Annotated in this window: 14 protein-coding genes and 1 pseudogene; 7 read left to right on the forward strand and 8 right to left on the reverse strand. The window is 58.8% G+C overall.

Annotated elements, in window-relative coordinates; translation table 11 throughout:
- Positions 1-238 precede the first annotated feature (238 nt).
- The 5 genes from NKH67_RS32975 to NKH67_RS32995 form a co-directional block, all read right to left on the reverse strand.
- Positions 239-655 carry a response regulator transcription factor gene (locus NKH67_RS32975; RefSeq protein ID WP_353032876.1) on the reverse strand — a complete coding sequence of 139 codons (417 nt, stop codon included), beginning with the start codon at positions 653-655 and terminating at the stop codon, positions 239-241.
- 700 nt (positions 656-1355) lie between these two features.
- Positions 1356-4709 (reverse strand): DEAD/DEAH box helicase, encoded by a 3354-nt coding sequence (locus NKH67_RS32980; protein ID WP_353032878.1) that lies wholly within the window; start codon positions 4707-4709, stop codon positions 1356-1358.
- A 93-nt stretch (positions 4710-4802) separates the two neighbouring features.
- On the reverse strand, positions 4803-5399 hold the full coding sequence (locus NKH67_RS32985; RefSeq protein ID WP_353032880.1) for a sigma-70 family RNA polymerase sigma factor: 597 nt from the start codon (positions 5397-5399) through the stop codon (positions 4803-4805).
- 343 nt (positions 5400-5742) lie between these two features.
- Complete coding sequence (locus tag NKH67_RS32990; protein ID WP_352670522.1) at positions 5743-5994, reverse strand: DUF6894 family protein; 252 nt, start codon at positions 5992-5994, stop codon at positions 5743-5745.
- A 23-nt stretch (positions 5995-6017) separates the two neighbouring features.
- Positions 6018-6791, reverse strand: a complete 774-nt coding sequence (locus NKH67_RS32995; protein ID WP_353032882.1) for a Crp/Fnr family transcriptional regulator — start codon at positions 6789-6791, stop codon at positions 6018-6020.
- A gap of 412 nt (positions 6792-7203) precedes the next feature.
- Between NKH67_RS32995 and NKH67_RS33000 the strand changes: the two genes are divergently transcribed.
- The 5 genes from NKH67_RS33000 to NKH67_RS33020 all read left to right on the forward strand — a co-directional run bounded on the left by NKH67_RS33000 (position 7204) and on the right by NKH67_RS33020 (position 13346).
- Positions 7204-8703: an ATPase domain-containing protein gene (locus tag NKH67_RS33000; RefSeq protein WP_353032884.1), complete on the forward strand. Its 1500-nt coding sequence runs from the start codon at positions 7204-7206 to the stop codon at positions 8701-8703.
- Complete coding sequence (locus NKH67_RS33005; protein ID WP_353032886.1) at positions 8700-9743, forward strand: sensor histidine kinase; 1044 nt, start codon at positions 8700-8702, stop codon at positions 9741-9743. Before NKH67_RS33000 ends, NKH67_RS33005 begins: the two co-directional genes overlap by 4 nt.
- A gap of 681 nt (positions 9744-10424) precedes the next feature.
- Positions 10425-10892 (forward strand): MgtC/SapB family protein, encoded by a 468-nt coding sequence (locus tag NKH67_RS33010; protein WP_502893842.1) that lies wholly within the window; start codon positions 10425-10427, stop codon positions 10890-10892.
- 405 nt (positions 10893-11297) lie between these two features.
- On the forward strand, positions 11298-12695 hold the full coding sequence (locus tag NKH67_RS33015; RefSeq protein WP_353032888.1) for a cytochrome B6: 1398 nt from the start codon (positions 11298-11300) through the stop codon (positions 12693-12695).
- A gap of 45 nt (positions 12696-12740) precedes the next feature.
- Complete coding sequence (locus NKH67_RS33020) at positions 12741-13346, forward strand: DUF4142 domain-containing protein (protein WP_353032890.1); 606 nt, start codon at positions 12741-12743, stop codon at positions 13344-13346.
- Between the two features lie 688 nt (positions 13347-14034).
- Here the strand turns inward: NKH67_RS33020 and NKH67_RS33025 are convergent.
- Positions 14035-14544: a ferritin-like domain-containing protein gene (locus tag NKH67_RS33025; RefSeq protein ID WP_352642597.1), complete on the reverse strand. Its 510-nt coding sequence runs from the start codon at positions 14542-14544 to the stop codon at positions 14035-14037.
- Positions 14545-15013: 469 nt separating this feature from the next.
- Complete coding sequence (locus tag NKH67_RS33030; RefSeq protein WP_352837185.1) at positions 15014-15190, reverse strand: hypothetical protein; 177 nt, start codon at positions 15188-15190, stop codon at positions 15014-15016.
- A gap of 699 nt (positions 15191-15889) precedes the next feature.
- Here NKH67_RS33030 and NKH67_RS33035 point away from each other — a divergent pair.
- Both NKH67_RS33035 and NKH67_RS33040 read left to right on the forward strand, forming a co-directional pair.
- A pseudogene (locus NKH67_RS33035) lies at positions 15890-16009 on the forward strand (hypothetical protein); the annotation flags it as partial.
- Positions 16010-16025: 16 nt separating this feature from the next.
- On the forward strand, positions 16026-16271 hold the full coding sequence (locus NKH67_RS33040) for a DNA ligase-like domain-containing protein (RefSeq protein WP_353032892.1): 246 nt from the start codon (positions 16026-16028) through the stop codon (positions 16269-16271).
- 5 nt (positions 16272-16276) lie between these two features.
- Here the strand turns inward: NKH67_RS33040 and NKH67_RS33045 are convergent.
- Positions 16277-16683: YidB family protein (locus tag NKH67_RS33045; RefSeq protein WP_353032894.1), on the reverse strand; the 407-nt coding region annotated here is incomplete at its 5' end.

The following is a 16683-nucleotide window of genomic DNA, read 5'->3' on the forward strand; positions in this document are numbered from 1 at the left end:
TCTCCTCTTTCATTTCTATCGACGCATCCATGGCTCTAACTGGACCAGTCTCTTGTTGTTCCTTCGGCCACGGCACACCGGCAGCGAACAGGTTGAGCGACGGTCGGTTGACCCCTGATTCTAGTCCGCCGCGTCACAGCGGCCCGCTTGAGCATCTCGGCTCCGCGTCCATTGCGGACGTTCCGGTATGAGGATCGTCTGCCTGCAGGGTTGCTGTCTGGTGTCGAAGCTGACAAGCTTAGGAACTTTGGTCGAGATCTCTAAAAGGCCAGCTGTTCAATCTCCTGATGCGGGCCAGGAGAATTGCCAAGTCATACGGCTTGGCGATTCGAGGGCCATCCTGGCAGAGGTCACCGGCTGCTTTGGCGGTTCGTTCCACGGCCGATGACAGCACCACCTTGATGTCTTCTCTATTCTGCCGAACCCACGCGGCAAGCTGAAACCCATTCGTCCCGCCTGGCAGATCAACGTCCGATAAAATGGTATCTACGTAGAAGCCGGAATGCCCCACCGCCTCTTGAGCAGCAAGGGCATCTTTTGCCTCGATAACTCGGTAGCCACAATGTCGAAGGTAGTCCGCCGTGGCCGAACGAGTGGTCACGTCAGCACTAACAACCAAAATCGTGTCGGGCTTTGACGCATGACGATTTTCCATTCAGCTGGAACGGTCAACCATCTTTCCTGTTCCCGACCACTTCCTACAAATTGCGTGCCCCGTACAGACTTCGTCCGGGTGCGTGGGAAGGTGCCATCCTGCCTCTTGGAGAGATGAAGAACGGGCTGAGAGACAATCACAGAAAATACCCGCATCGAAGGGACGGCGTCAGGAAGAGAGTGGCCGGTCGCGCAAGTTCGGGTAAGTGGAGTGAAAGTCGGTAGATGCGCAGATCTGCGCGACAGCTGAGCGAACGATCATTCAGCGCGCGACGCTGTGACATATGAAAGCAAGCAACCAGCATGCCCTGGCATTCGGTGGGCTGCCAGGCGCGTTTGTCTTAGTCCCTTAACGAATGTGAATGCATACGCCACAAACCTCAGCATAGTGGCCTGGAAGAGCAGATGTGGAGGCCCGAGGTGCGACAGCTTGAGGATCTAGTGGAACACTATGTCGGCATACGCAGCCGGCGTGATAGAGTCATGTCGATAGGGCTCGCCTTGAGAGCGCTAAGGCAGGTCGTTGGGATGGCTTCAATCTCGGACCGGGAGCTTGCGAACATGGTCGCCGACCGTGCGGTCAGGCATGGTCTCGCCGTGGACTTTGATCATATCCGGCAAGACTGATTTTCTGGCCTTCTTGGACCGCTACTAGGGCCATTGCGGGTCGTGCTTTGACCCGCAATCGGTCTCGCCACTAGTTATCCTGGTGCGTGCGCGGAACGAATGGAACCGATCAGGCTTCGTAGAACCTCCAGCTGTCCAGTGCCTGTTTTAATTGGCGGCCTGAAGATCAAGCGGCCTCGCCGAAATTCGAACCCATTCACCCCTTTAAGGTTCTCCCAGACCGACGCGGAGGGTTTTGTGCGAAAGGTGATCGCAATCGCTTCGCGTCCTACGTCGACTTGGCTCAAGCCCAACTGCGCTGCATCCATTCGCAGTCGGGTTACCTCCAGCAGCGTCGCCACTTCGCTCGGAATGCCTCCGAAGCGATCCTCCAATTCGTCGGCAAATGCATTCAGATCCGAATGCGTGCTCATACGGAACAACCGCGAATACAGGCTGAGGCGTATCGCTGGCTCCGGCACATAGCTTCCTGGGAATGACCCTCCGGCTTGCAAATTGATGTCCGGAAGTTGTGTGTCAGACGAGGGGCCGCCACGAGCATCCGACGAGGCACGCTCGAGCAATCTTTGGTAGAGTCCTACGCCGATCCGCTTTATGTGGCCGGCCTGTTCCTCGCCGAAAAGATCGCCTGCGCCGCGCAGGTCGAGGTCCCTTTGGCTGATGGTCAGGCCAGAGCCAAGCCGGTCGAGCGCCACAAGAGCCGAAAGTCGGCTCCTCGTGGCTTCAGCTAATTCCTTACCGGGCTCGGTCAACAGAAACGCAAAGCCCTGCAGTCTGCCTCTGCCTACGCGCCCTCGAAGCTGGTGGAGCTGTGCAAGTCCGAAACGGTCCGCCCGCCAAACCAGAATGGTGTTCGCCTGCGGTATATCAAGTCCGCTTTCGATGATGTCGGTGGCCAGCAAAATGTCACCTTCGCCAGCGGCGAAGCGAACCACGATCTCGTCCAACTCACGCGCTTTCATTTCGCCATGCGCGATCTTCACCAAGAGCTGCGGAACCAGCCTGCCCAGTTGTCTGAAGACAGTCCCGATGTCATCTATCCGTGGAACCACAAAGAAGCTTTGTCCCCCGCGACGGTATTCACGTAACAGAGCAGCCTTGGCCGAACCGGCATCGAAGGGAGCCAAGATGGTGCGAACCGGACGCCGCTTGGCAGGCGGTGTATTCAGAACACTGACTTCCTGCACGCCCGCCATCGCCAATTGAAGCGTGCGGGGTATCGGAGTAGCGCTCATCGTCAAGGTGTGGAGGCATGGCGCCAGGCCTCGCAGTGATTGCTTCAGCTTGGCCCCGAACCGATGCTCTTCGTCAATTACGAGCAGCCCGAGATTGGTAAAGGCCACCCCCTTGGCCGCAACAGCGTGGGTCCCGACCACGACTGCAATGTTACCACTTCTCAGACCGTCCTTAACTTTCCTTGTCTCTGTCGATCCGACCACCCTGGACAGGTGAGCAACCTCGATGTTGAACCCTGCGAAACGACGGCAGAACGTCTCGTAGTGCTGGCGCGCGAGCACCGTGGTGGGCGCAACGACAGCAACCTGCTTGCCGCAGAATGCTGCGGCAGCACACGCCCGAAGCGCCACCTCCGTCTTTCCAAAGCCGACATCCCCGCAGACCAGCCGGTTCATCGTCTTGCCCGACGACAGGTCGTTCATAACGGCTCGGATTGCAGCGGTCTGGTCGAGGGTCTCGGCGTACGGAAATCGCGCCGCGAAGCGCGCAAGATCGGCACGCGACGGCTTGATCATTTCGGCGGACTGGCGGGACCTGGCCTTCGCCCTGGCAACCAGCCGCTTGGCCACCTTCTCGATCTCCCGGGCCACAGACTGGCGCCGCTTGTTCCAACCTTCACCGTCTAGTCGGTCCAAGGCTACTGCATCTGGCTCGGATCCATAGCGCCATATGCGGCCGAACTCCTCCACTGGAACAAGCAAGGAAGCGCCACCATGGTATTCAAGCTTCACGACATCCTGTTGCAGGCCAGCCACTTCAATTTGTTCGATAGCGGCAAGGACGCCCAGGCCGTGGTCTTCATGGACAACTAGATCGCCGACCCGCAGGTCGGGTTCGACTATGCCGCTGCGGGACCCTGCGTTTGCAGTCCATGACGGGCCGAATATGTCCGCTGCCGCAACAACCGCAATTCGGGACAGCGGGTCGACAAAGCCCTCCGTAAGATCGAACTCCGCCTTGAGAAGAGAGCCCCTTTTGACCGAGAGGATTTGCCGCCAGTCGGCGACTGGCTCCATCTTGTGATCGAGCTGATGCTCGATCAGCCGGTCTGCTCGGCGCAGTTCCGAAGCATCGCCTGTCACCACCACACTAAACCCCGAACTTGCGCGTGCCTCGGCGAACGCGGCGAATTCGCGCCCAGCTCGCGGCAGGTGGTAGAATTTGGGAATTCGACCGACCGGCAGAGTAAGTCTCAAGCACTGGCGATCCCGCAGCGCGCTATCCCACTCTTCGCGCGACAAATAAAATCGTTTCGCGGCCAACCCCGCCGTCGCTGATACTTGCTGTCTGCCGCGCCAGGCATCCTCAATGAGGTCTAACACGCGAGCAAGCCCGATTTCTTCCAGTCCAGCCAGGAAGCAGATGGAGGCTGTCGACGCGACATCGAAAAGCGCTGGCAGGTCAGAATAGAGCGAGACCAGGCGTTCCTCGATGGGGATCGTGCGCATCGCTGAGCGGTCGAACTCGTTGCCGGCTTGCAACATGAGCTCCGATGCCGGGCCAACCACGACTCTGTGCAGAGATCGCTCGCTTCGTTGAGTGATTGGGTCATATATCTTGAGTTCAGAGATGGCGCCGTTAGGACCCAGCACAACACGTACTGGGCCGTCACGGTCGGCAGGGAAAATATCGACAAGATCGCCGCGGACGGCTATCTCGCCTGGTTCATCGACTCGATCGTCGACAACATAGCCTGTTCTCTCAGCCAACACGCGAAGTGCCCCCAGGTCCACCTTCTGTCCGATCTGCAGGGTGACGAAACCTTGGTCGCTTAGGGAGGGGGGAGGTACCCGCTGCAGGGCAGATTCGACCGAAGTAACCGTGATGCGGGGACCTTTTGGAGGGGCAGCAACAGCTTGCAGGACGCTTATCCGCCGCCCCATGGTGGCGCGAGTGGGCCACACCCTGTCGAAGGGCAGGCAATCCCAGGGCGGCATATACAGGATGTCAGCTCCTGGGAGAAAGTGGCGCAATGCCTGCGTGATGTCAGCTGCATCGCGTTCGCAACTCGCGACATGGAAAATGTCCCGGTTTCGATCGGTCTCCAAAACACTGATCAATGCCGCAGCGACTGCGGCAGCTGGCGGTGTGTCGCCCTCTCCTCCGGTTGCGAGTTCGCACTGTTTCGCAGAAGCGCGCTCAAATTGCTCGAGCTGTTCAGCTCCTCCGGCATTCGACGTCTTTCTATCCACGTCTCACCTTCCCATCCCGGGACAGAACGGCCGCAACCCGCCCGCGCTCCCGTGGGAGGGCGTAGCTGGCAACACTAGTTGCAATGAGCGCCGTCACCGGAACGGCTCATGGCCGGCGCTCGCGGGTAAGGCGTTGCCGGCCATTGTTGTAGCCAATCGCCCATCGCGCAGGTAATCGCGTCTTTCTGTCAGCTCCTGTGCTGATTTTTCGCCCAGAAACTCGAGCACGCCTGCCCGTGCGCGACTGAGCCGGCTTTTGACCGTTCCAACGGCGCAACCGCATATCACTGCAGTCTCTTCGTAGCTGACACCAAGCACCCCTACCAGCATCAGCACTTCGCTCTGAGATTTTGGCAAGCTTTGAACGGCCCGGTGGACCTCCTTGCTTTGCATCGACCATTCCTGTGCAGGCTGCGAAACGGGTGCAAGCGAGGCGCAGTCAACGATACCTGGTGCTTCCCTCGTGGCAGCCCTGACGCGCGTATAGTAGGTGTTGCGCATAATCGTGAAGAGCCATGACTTCATTCGCGTTCCGGGCTCGAACTTATCGATGTTGGCCAGCCCTTTCGCTAACGTTTCCTGCACCAGATCGTCGGCATCTTCCCGGACCTGGCAAAAAGCGCGGGCGAAAGCGCGCAATGCGGGAATGAACTCGACGATGGAAAGTTCACCAGTGGCCTCCTGAGCCAAGGTATCGCCCCTGTGTGACAAAATCGGCCTCCCTCAGAGTGTTGGTTGGGCTCTGTTGAACAACTCAAGAAACAGGCTTCGCAGAGAGATTGCGACTGGGCCTGATTCAGCGGGCACCTACAGGCACCTCCCGCCACCTTGCCCCGGGGCATGGGCTCAAGCATTCACATTCGTTAAGCCGGAGTTTGTCTGTCTTGCAGGCCGGCCACATTGTAGCAGTCGTACCCATTTGGCGCCGACACGAGGCGCCTGTAGTGGGACCGGCGGCAAGAACGACGTACCGAACGAGCAAATCGCCCGCCTCAATTGCCATGCTGGGAGCAGCAAAATGGCTATTCCAAACTCATCCCGAAGCGCTGAGTTCAAGCTTTTCAATTTTGAGAATCAAGCTGAGCCTCAGGATCTTTCGCCCGCTCTCGTCACGAATATCCACCAGCAGCTGTTGCTGCTCCGAGCCTCCCAGTGTTTCCCGTGCCAAGTCTACCAGACCCTCGACAGCTGCCTGGCGGGCTGCCGCGATCCCTTCGCATTCGAGGCCCATGTCGTCTTCAACAAGATGCTCAGCATCGCCGCTGTCAAAAAAATATCGTCGCATGCGATCGGCATCCTCATCAAAAGCTAAGCAAGGTCCCTTTGGTGCAGGTACGTCGGATCGAAGTCTCCTGCTCGGACCAGGCGGGGCCAGTCGAGAGCACGCAGCCTTGTACCTGAGGTAGCAATCAGACCGTCGCCGCGGAGTTCCTGGAGGGTCCGGTTCACGTGAACTGTCGATAAGCCGAGAGCATCGCCAAGAGCGGCCTGCGTGATCGGGAGATCCGCTACGTGGTCCTCGATGCGTCCGACAGACCGCAAACGCACGATAAGCTCGCATAGGATGTGGGCTGTGCGGGCATAGGCCTCGCGTCGCCCGACATTGGTGACCCATTCCCGGTAGATGGAGGCGTCGATGAGGGTCGATCGCCAGAATGCCGTCGCGATACGCGGATGCTGTTCGCAAATTGGGCGAAGGACGCTATGACGGATGAAGCCTAATCTGCTTGGCGTCAGGCTCGAGAAGCTGCAGTCCATCACCGAAAGGTGCAAGCCATGCAGATCCGGAATATCGCCTGCGACAAAGAAGCTGGTGATCTGCCGTCTTCCCTGACCAGTATACTTGGACGAACAGACCAGGCCGTCCAAAACCACAACCGAGTTTGCAGGGCTATCGCCTTCCGAGACGATATCCTGATTGGCTGCGACGTCCTTTTCCTGAGTCGGTATGCCCCGCAGGATCGCGGCGTCATCGTCGCTGATATCAGCGATTGATCGAATTTTGCGGATGAGCACGTCTGACGACAAAACGGAAGACAAGACTTGTGGACCTACTTTGGTTGCTATCGCAAGTTTGCACATGGATGCTCAGTGCTGTCCGGCGACACCGGCCGCTCGAGACAACAATTCGCGATCACATTCCCCCCATGTCCAATCCAAACCTTCCGAAGCTGGAGCAGCACGTCTGCCGGACCCCGACCGGCTTGCACCAAACCGCCGCGTCCCAATACCTGCTGCAGCTTTAGAAACTCAGAATGCATGGCGTGCGAACGCCCCCGGTGTGTCATCGTTGCTGTACGAATTTAACTATCGCCTCCTGCCGAGCAAAACGGGCCCCTTTGCAGCTACTGGTCGCTGGGGCCCTAGCAGCGATCAGCCTCACCGAACGGCGTCGTGAGCAGTTTGTAGAGGAGGCTCTTGTCCTCTTATCCAGCGCCTTGCGGTCTTCTGGAACCATCAAAACTGACAATCGTTACGCTGTTCAGCAAGGTACATGAGGGGCAACGTGAACGAAGATGACGCCTCACCGTTAGCGACCGGCGTAGAAGGCCTCGACTATGTCTTGCGCGGGGGTTATGCCAAATTTCGGTCACACCTCGTGGAGGGAAGGCCCGGTTCCGGCAAGACCACGCTCGGTCTTCAGTTCCTTATCAAGGGGGCCTCGCAAGGCGAAAAATGCCTCTATATTACGCTATCCGAAAGCAAGCGCGAACTCCTATCCGTGGCAAGCAGGCACGGCTGGACTCTGGCTGGGATAGAAATTCTGGAACTCGTTCCTCCAGAACTCAGCCTTGATCCTTCCCAGTTGCAGACGCTCGTGCATTCTTCTGACCTGGAACTCGGGGAGACGGTGCAGGCGGCCTTGGCTGAGATCGACCGTATTAAGCCACAGCGCGTCGTGTTCGATTCCCTTTCCGAAATCCGGCTGCTCTCGCAGGGCTCGCTACGCTACCGCAGGCAGGTCTTGGCGCTGAAAAGCTTCTTTCTGCTCAACCATGCGACGGTGTTGTTACTCGACGACCTCACGGCCGAGCAGGATGACCTCAACCTGCATTCGATCAGCCATGGGGTCATCCGCATGGAGCAACTGACCCCGACCTACGGTGGCGAGCGGCGGCGACTGCGGGTGATAAAGATGCGTGGGGTGCAAATACGTGGCGGTTACCACGACTTTGTCATCCGGCCGGGCGGGGTCACGGTCTTTCCGCGACTGGTCGCCGCCGAGCACCCTGAAGCCGAACACGGCTCGCCGGCCTTAAGCGGAAATGCCGTGGACACTCTGCTCGGCGGTGGCCTCGATCGGGGCACAAGCACGCTGTTGACCGGCCCTTCGGGTGTGGGGAAGTCCACCATAGCCTGCTCCTACTGTCATGCAGCGCTTCAGCGCGGTGAGCGCGTCCTGGTTCTGCTGTTCGATGAAACTGATCGCATTTTCCTGGGACGTGCAGCCGGCGTCGGTATGGATCTCAAGGCCTTCCTGCAAGACGGAATGCTCCTGCTCGAACAGATCGACCCGGCCGATCTTTCACCCGGCGAATTGTCATCAAAGATCCAGATCGCAGTCGAGCGGTTTGATGCCCGGATCGTAGTGATCGACAGCCTCACAGGGTATCTGAATTCGATCTCCGAAGAGCAGCACCTTGTGCTGCAGATGCATGAAATCCTCACCTACCTCAACCAGAAGGGCGTCGTCACGATCCTGCTGCTCGCCAATCACGGGCTGATCGGCCAGACGGCGGCGCCAATCGACATGACCTATCTGTCTGATGCAGTGATGTTGCTGAGGTTTTTCGAAAGTGGCGGTCGCATCCGACGAGCGATTTCAGTGGTGAAGAGGCGAGTTGGCCCTCATGAGGACACTATTCGTGAATTCATGGTCAGCAGCCAGGGCATAGCTGTCGGCGAGCCGCTCGACCAATTCAGGGGAATACTTACAGGCGTGCCCTTTTTTGAGGGCAAACAAAGCGATCTGCTCGCTGACAAGAAGCCATGACGCCGAAAGAACCTGTCGTACTCGTGCTCGCCCCGGTTGGTCGAGACGCTCAGCTAGCCGCCTCGATTCTGGCAAAACACGGGATCGGCACACGCATCTGTGCAAATCTGGATGAGGTTTTGCGGCTTCTCGACAGCGCACACTGCCTCGTCGTCGCCGAAGAAGCGCTCATCAATTCCGACCGGAGCCAATTCGCCGCCTGGCTGCAGAACCAACCTGCGTGGTCTGATTTTCCAGTAGTTCTTCTGGCAAGGCGGGGAACGGAATTCGACAAGCGTCTTGCGTTTCTGGATCGGTATCTCATCGTTCTCGAAAGGCCTTTCCTGGCCTCAAGCCTGGCCAATTCGGTGCGGTCGGCGTTGCGCGCCCGTGCACGCCAGCTCGAGGTCAAGTCCCACCTTGAACAGAAACAGGAGGTCGCAGATCGTCAAAAGCTCTTGATCCGCGAGCTTCATCACCGGGTCAAAAACACCCTGGCCAACGTGAGAGCGATGATGGGAGCGACGGCCCGGTCCAGCGATAGCGTCGACAGCTTCGTGCGTGATTTCTCCGCAAGAATCGTGTCGCTTGCCGACACGCACTCAATGCTTACAGACGACTATTGGCAGACGGCCTCTTTACAGAAGTTGCTTGAGGCGGAACTGAGGCACTACGAGATCCATGGCGAGCCGCGAATAACACTGCATGGTCCGAATGTGGCCCTCGTCGCGGACATTGCGATACCTGTGGGCATGGCGTTTCATGAACTTGCCTCCAACTCGGCAAAATTCGGCGCCCTCTCGCGCCCGCAAGGTCGCCTTGAAGTGCAATGGTGGATACCAGATTCCGCAGGTGAGCAGATCCTGCATCTTCATTGGCAGGAGCGGGACGGCCCCATTGTGCAGCCGCCGACTCGACGAGGCTTTGGAACGACATTGCTCGAAAGGGTGGTTACAGTGCAGTGCAATGCAAAGATCGAACTGCATTACGATCCAGACGGCCTGCGTTTCACTATGGCGTTGCCTTTACGCGATACGAGACTCGTGCCAGCGTACTCCTGAGTGACCTGCCGGACGCGACGAACGAGCCTGTGGCCGCAGCCGAAGCCACCAATTAAAGCGCTGGCTCCGCGACTTTCTTCAGCGATTCGACGGAATGCCACGATGCAGGTTGCGAGTTGGGGTCGCTATCCGGGCTCCTCAGGCCGCCCGGCGCCTGGCGGCACCATGTGACCCACGCTGTCGGAGATACGTGGGCTGATCGGGGCGCCGTGACGTTGGGACAAACCCCGCTGCTAAGCCGACCTTTTGAGCTCCGCGACCTGAACGCCCAGCCGGAACGCCTGACCGTCTGCAAACGAGCGCGCGTAGCTCTCAGCTGTGAAAGGAACCGTGGTAGTCGTACCACTGACCGTCACGCGAACCGACCACTCTTTCGCCCTCACGATTTCAACGGCATGTTGCTCATGCGCAGCCATGCATTCCTCCCAGAATGGTACGTTGAGGAAGGGGAGAATAGCGTCGCAAATGTCGTTTGCATGCAAATAATCCGACACCCCAAGGTCGAAATGTCAAAACACCGCACAGCCGCGGCACCCGCAGCGCTTGGGGAACCGGGCCATCCCGATCACGTTGTGTCGGGCAACCTAGGTTACTCATGCAACAACTTCTCCAAGAATTCGGCCATCCGACATACGTCCAGTTTCCCGTCACTGCGGAGGCTTCTACTGGCGTCGATCTTCGGTGCTGCGATCGGTTTCGAACGCGAATGGCGAATCGGCCTGCAGGGCTTCGGACGCATGTTGTGGTCTGCGTGGCAGCGGCTACGTTCGGCATTCTGACGATGGAAATCGTTCACGCGCCGATATTTCTGCAGGATTCCGTAAAGGTCGATCCGATTGGCGTCGTCGAAGCGGTCACTGGCGTCGCGTTCCTGCTGCCGGATCGATCTTGTTTTCGAGAGGCGAGATCCACGGGCTGACGACCGGTGCGGGCCTGTGGCTGTCTGGCGCAATTGGCGTGGCGTGCGGGCTTGGTCTGTGGCAGATGGCCGCGCTCGGCACGCTTTTGGTGCTTGTCGCTGCAGGCCTTCTTTATAATTTTCATCCAAGTCTGGCATTGGCGAAAATACCGTACCAGGGAAGCCAATGTCGGGAGAAGAAGTGTCCAAGCGGCGCAAAAGCTGAGGACAGAGGCGAATACATAGGTTAGCCGCGCCGCCCAAGCTCAGACATCAAGTGCAGTGCCGTGCCAGATGCGTTGACCGATTGCGGGGCGCCTTGTGGCTGGGTACTGGGCAGCACGCCACGTACTTCGTTCGCATGGCTCGTTCCCATTTGCTTGAGCGCACGAGTTCGCTCGAAGGCGAGCACCCTAAGGCTCGCTAGTCACGCCTAGCGGCCCTCCAAGATCCCCGCTCCAAGCTGCTGGCCCCACCGGGCGAAACTGGCGTAGATTCTTGGGGAGTTTCGACCAAATCTCAGTTGGCGGGCAGAGGTCATAAGTGACGAATTATCGCACCCGTCCCAAGATACCCGACCCGAAACTGTGCTTTTTCCCGCGGGGGAACAAATCGCGCGCGGTGCGGTTCGGCGTAAATCCAGCCAGGAGGCAAAAATGCGCAGAGTGTGGAATGCGGGCGTTCCGTGCGCGCTTGTCGTTATTGCCGCCAGCCTCAGCGCCTTATCGGATCCGCTGCCGCCCGATCTCACTTACCGGCCGCTGCCGGCCCGTCCGTTCTCGGCAGTCAAGGCCGACGACGAGGCACAGAAGCCACGCGTGATGGCGCGCCAGAAGGCCTTGCTGGACGCGCGATACGACCTTTCGGACCGTCCGATGCCGGGCGTGAAAATGTCCGGTGGCACCAAGCCGGTCCAGGAGGGCGTCCGCGTGAAGCTGGCAAAGGACCAAACCTGGCAGGGCCTGGCGGAGATGAGCCCTGGCGAGATCCGCGACCGCGATCTGCTGCCTGGCGGGTTCCTGCCGCTGCCGCATGTCAAACAGGCGGCCGGAGGCCAGGTCTTTCCGGAAGGGGAGATCCGCGAGGTCGGCCGGCAGGAAGGACGCGACCTGAGGCGCTTCGACGTCGACTTCGATTTTCCCGATTACCTCACCCCGGAATTCCCGTCACCCATATTCCTGACCACTCATCCGGAGCTCGGCGACGTGTCACGCGGCGAGCTGCTGACCATCCGCAACTACTACGAAATCATGAACGGCATCATCACGCCGGTGCAGATGGAGGGTCTGCGGCTTCTATTGACGCCGTTCCCGCAGGAGGAATTCAACCAAACCGAGGACCGCAAGGTGGCTGGGCAAAGCATGGGAGTGGCCTGCCTCGACTGCCACGCCAATTTCAACACCAATGCCGCCTTTCATCTAACGCCCGATATCAGGCCGCAGGCAGCGCGCTTCCGCCTCGATTCGACCAGCCTGCGCGGCCTGTTCAACCAGCAAATTCATGGATCGAAACGGTCGTTGCGTTCGGTCGAGGATTTCACCGAATTCGAGCAGCGCACCGCCTATTTCAATGGCGACCATGTCAGCGCCACCAGGAAGGGCGTCAACCTGCCAGACCGCACCAATCAGGTGGCGATGATGGCGCAGATGCAGAACATCATCGACTTTCCGCCGGCGCCGAAGCTCGATGCGTTCGGAAAGCTCGATCCCGCCGTGGCCAGCGAAAAGGAACTGGCGGGCGAGCGGGTGTTCATGGGCAAGGGCCGCTGCTCGGCATGCCATGACCCACAAACATCGTTCATGGACAACAACATGCACGATTTGAAACTGGAGCGCTTCTACAAACCCGGGCGGACCGTCAATGACATGGTGGAACTGCCCGACGGGCCAATCAAGACGTTTACGTTGCGCGGCATCAAGGACACGCCACCCTATCTGCATGACGGCCGTCTGATGACGCTGGCCGATACGGTGGAGTTCTTCAACCTGGTGCTCGGCGTCAAGCTCACCCAGGACGAGAAGGATGATCTCGTCGCCTATATGCTCGCACTTTGACAGGCGGCGGGCCGGCCGGTCGGCACATCTTCGGTGGAGGTTTTCATGCGTGTTCTTGCAACGACCTTGGGCCTGACGGCACTCTGCGCATCGCCTCTCTTTGCGCAGATCGGAAATCCGGCCGGCAATGCCCCGGACACATTGATGGACTCGCCGGGTCAGCCCATCCCGCATCAGACGAACTATCAGGACCGGCTGTTCGCGCAGCTCTTCCTGGCCGGCGGCACGGCAGAAGTCGATGTCGGTAATCTTGCGAAAAAATCCAGCCATTCCGCCATCAAGGAATTTGCCAGCCGCACGGTCGACGACCACTCAGCGGCAAACGTGAAACTGAAATCGCTTGCCGAAGCCGACAAGATCCCACTGCCGCAGGGGCTCGACGACGAGCACAAGCAGCTGCGCGCCAAGCTCGAAAAGCTCGAAGGGGCTTCGTTCGACCTTGCCTATATCAGCGGCCAGATCACCGATCACCAGAAGACTGTGCAACTACTCGAGTGGGAGATCGGTTCGGGCCAGGATGCCGACCTCCAGCATTTCGCCTCAGATACTTTGCCGACTGTGCTCGAGCATCTGCGGATGGCGCGCGACATCAAAGCAAAACTCGCAAGCCAGGCGCTCGCCGACGCCGCTTCGGGGCCGCAAAGAAAGTGAATGGGTTAGCGCGCGCCACGTAAGACCTCCGATCCAGTGCTTAAATTGCCCAGGGCCGGCCGGCCATGCAGTCGCCTTGATGATGGAAACCTCCGCAGTCGCTCGCAGCTCACCCCCACGATTCCGGCTCAATGTCCCCGAAGATTCCCTTCAGGTCACTCGGCTGGAACCTGCGCTTACTTTCGCAGAACCAAGCATTGAATATCAGAAGCTGCCCAGCCCCGGGCATTGCTGAGCTTCCATTCGGTGCCGAGCCTACGACTTCCACCAACACGTGCTGCTACAGCCCCAGAGAGACCAACAGGTACGGGACAACAAAGCGGAGATCGCAGGAACAGCAACTTGATGCCGCCGACTGGAAGCTTGCGACCAACGAGGCCATAGCTGCCCATGGTGGGGCCAGAGAAGTAGTCAAGGCGCTTCTCGTCGCCAACGCTGCCCTGGAGCGTGGGCTGGCCCTAGCGGCCGCTACTTGGAGTCATGAGTTTAGCAGGGGATGGCACCTCCGAAGATGGTCGCAGCGACACCGAACAGGTTGGCGGCAGAGGAAGGCAGTCAGCATGCGAGAGAGCTCCTACCGCAGCAGAAGGTTCCCAATTGATTGTGGTCACCGCCTTCGACCGCGACGTGCCCGACTGGAGTGACGGGCTGCGCGTCCGACGAGGCACCGCTCAGCCAGTGCCGCAGATCACCGCTTAGCAGTGTCGCTTTCCGTTTCGGCCCTCGCGAGGAACTCCTCGGTTGTCGACGGGAGATGGTCTTTTAACCATTCCGCCATGGCGACCTCCTCTCGGAGGTTGTCTTCGCAAGCCCGCACGACCTCGGTTTCGCCCAGCGATTCGGCGGCGGCAATGAGGATAGTGTAGGAGGCGATTTCCATGTGTTCGAACGTATAGCTCGCGAGGGAACCCTTCATCACCTCGTCGGCGGCAAAGAAGCCGCTCAACGACTGCGCCATGGCAGTCACCTTTCCGCCAGCATCTTTCATTGTGGACGAACCCTCATCCATCCGGTCGAGACAGGCTTTCAGCCGAGCAGCCTGCTGTCTCGTTTCATCAAGGTGCAGGCGCATTCGGTCGCTGAGTTCGGGGTAGTTCTCAATGCGGCTTAGCTGCCCGTTCAACATTGTTTCGGCCTGCTCCTCCATGGCATGAGCGTCCCGAAGCCATTGCACCAGCCATTCTCGCGACTCTGACATTTTCAATCTCCTTTGTGACAAAAGAGAACTGCCGAACTGTGAGATTGTTCCTAGAGAAGCGGGCCTCGGTCTCTTCCGTCCGAGGCCGCAAATCATGGGACTTAGATTAACAGAATCCAACGCCAAGCGGCGGGCGTTATCGGCATCATTGCCTCACTAACCGAGAAAGCGGGTTCTGCGGAGGCTCTCGTCTACTGCCAACCTTCGTTCTGCATGACAAACAGTGTTGAATTGCGACGAACTAAGGGCTCCCTAACGCAACGTACCCCGATTACGCGACTTACGTCCGCACGCTAATAGCCGAACTGATCGAGGACGCCGCCTCAGCAACTACCTTGGATCGACGGCGTGGGGCAACGGCAGCATGAGAGCACTCCCTACGGAAAAAACTCTAAGCCGATCAGGGCGATGAGTCTGGCCGCGTACGTTTTTAACCAAACATCGTGGGCAGTTCACAGCTAGCACGTGCTCACTCTTTGTCGGCCTGACCAATTTCGTCAAGCAAAGACTTATGTTCGTCCGGCAGCCCCTCTTCTACCGGAAGGTTTAGCGCCTTGCGGAGGTAGTCACGGATGGCTTCTGACGTGATCCACCGTCGTATAAGGTCGGCGATAACCTTCTGCTTCCTTTTGTCGACCTCAACCATGGCCGAACCTGCATGCTGCATACGACCGAACCATCTAGGGGCCGGACTTGTTCCTCGGGAATGTTTGCGAGAAATTTCTGAGCGGGTGATCGGACAAGTGGCTCGCGTGCCCCCCCGCGCTATGCGGTTCAGTTCGAAATTCCGTCCTGGCACGTGCGGCGAGAAAACCGGGGCGGCTTCTATGTGCGTCACCTATCCATCGCGAACGGCTCATGCTCTGGAAGGTGATGATGCAGCACTTCGACAAGGTTTCGCTTATCGAATGTCTGCCCGCAAATTGGACAGAACTCCAAATGCCCCGGTTCGTCGTTGTCCGGCGACCCGTTGATTTTGCCCCTCATAGTTGGCGGATTGTGCTTATCCCGTCTCAAGTCGTCACCCGTCATAACCTGTTGGGATAGCCCGACGGCATTTGGGAGACGACGATTTGGCCGCTGCACCTACCGGCTGAGAGCGTTCGCCACGGCTGGGCTGGACTATACGCCCGTTCATGCATCATTGCTAATTTAAATAAAATGATCATGGGTACGTTCTCCTAGTCGCCAGTGCGATCGGGCCTAGACTCGATTCCGTGCGTAAACCACTGAGTAGCAGGGGCCGCCTCGAATTCATTCCGCCGATCGAGCCCAAGCTGGTCCCGAAGCACCCGAGGGCGAACACTGGATTCACGAGATCAAGCTCGACGGCTACCGCACCCAGATCGTCGTCAACAGCCCCGACGACATCCGTGTCTTCACCAAACCCGCCGGCGACTGGACGAGCAAATACACCGGCCTCGTCGAAGCCGCGAGGGAGCTCGAGGTCAAGAACGTCGAGGGCGAGGCGGTCGTCACCAATGAGGCAGGGCTGCACGACTTCGCCGCGCTGCAGAAGGCGGTTCAGCGACCCCTACGCCATGATCCTCGGCGCCTTCGACATCATGCATGTCGACGGCCACGATCTACGCGACATCGGCTGCAAGTCGCGCCGCGAAATCCTGTTCGGCATCATCCAGCCGAATAGCAGGATCCAGTTCAGCGAGGCGGTACCCGGTAATCCGAAGGCCATCTTTTATCTCGCCGACCAGGCGGGGCTGGACTAGGCGGTCTAGGATACATCCTCGAGCAGGGTCGACTTATCCAAGCCTTGTGTCGGCTCAGACGGCCATTCACCATTCGGCGTCATCTCGTTGACTGTCTCGGGTAGATCCCGCGCAATCCTTCGGATTAGCTCCTCGCGCGAAAGACCCGTCTGCATCGAAATGGACGTGAGTGTACCTTCGTCCATCGCCGCTTCGACGTCCCTTGGCTCGATCGGTTGGTTTGGCCCGCTGCCAACCCACGAGTCGACCTTCGATCCTGCCCCCACCTCCCTGAACCGGTCGAGGATCTCACCAAGGTCAGCCCTCGACACGCCATTCGTTATCTGAGCCAGAATTCTGCGTTGCGGGTCGTTTGGGTTAAGATACCCCGCTCCCGGAATCAATTCACAGAGCTTGTCGCGATTTTGGTATG

The sequence above is a fragment of the Mesorhizobium sp. M0968 genome, assembly GCF_040319065.1.
Lineage (GTDB): Bacteria > Pseudomonadota > Alphaproteobacteria > Rhizobiales > Rhizobiaceae > Mesorhizobium.

What these genes read in the sequence shown, in the direction of transcription:
- NKH67_RS32975 (WP_353032876.1), bottom strand. Translation starts at nt 655, where the DNA reads ATGGAAAATCGTCATGCGTCAAAGCCCGACACGATTTTGGTTGTTAGT.
- NKH67_RS32990 (WP_352670522.1), bottom strand. Translation starts at nt 5,994, where the DNA reads ATGCGACGATATTTTTTTGACAGCGGCGATGCTGAGCATCTTGTTGAA.
- NKH67_RS32995 (WP_353032882.1), bottom strand. Translation starts at nt 6,791, where the DNA reads ATGTGCAAACTTGCGATAGCAACCAAAGTAGGTCCACAAGTCTTGTCT.
- NKH67_RS33000 (WP_353032884.1), top strand. Translation starts at nt 7,204, where the DNA reads ATGAGGGGCAACGTGAACGAAGATGACGCCTCACCGTTAGCGACCGGC.
- NKH67_RS33005 (WP_353032886.1), top strand. Translation starts at nt 8,700, where the DNA reads ATGACGCCGAAAGAACCTGTCGTACTCGTGCTCGCCCCGGTTGGTCGA.
- NKH67_RS33015 (WP_353032888.1), top strand. Translation starts at nt 11,298, where the DNA reads ATGCGCAGAGTGTGGAATGCGGGCGTTCCGTGCGCGCTTGTCGTTATT.
- NKH67_RS33020 (WP_353032890.1), top strand. Translation starts at nt 12,741, where the DNA reads ATGCGTGTTCTTGCAACGACCTTGGGCCTGACGGCACTCTGCGCATCG.
- NKH67_RS33025 (WP_352642597.1), bottom strand. Translation starts at nt 14,544, where the DNA reads ATGTCAGAGTCGCGAGAATGGCTGGTGCAATGGCTTCGGGACGCTCAT.
- NKH67_RS33030 (WP_352837185.1), bottom strand. Translation starts at nt 15,190, where the DNA reads ATGGTTGAGGTCGACAAAAGGAAGCAGAAGGTTATCGCCGACCTTATA.
- NKH67_RS33040 (WP_353032892.1), top strand. Translation starts at nt 16,026, where the DNA reads ATGAGGCAGGGCTGCACGACTTCGCCGCGCTGCAGAAGGCGGTTCAGC.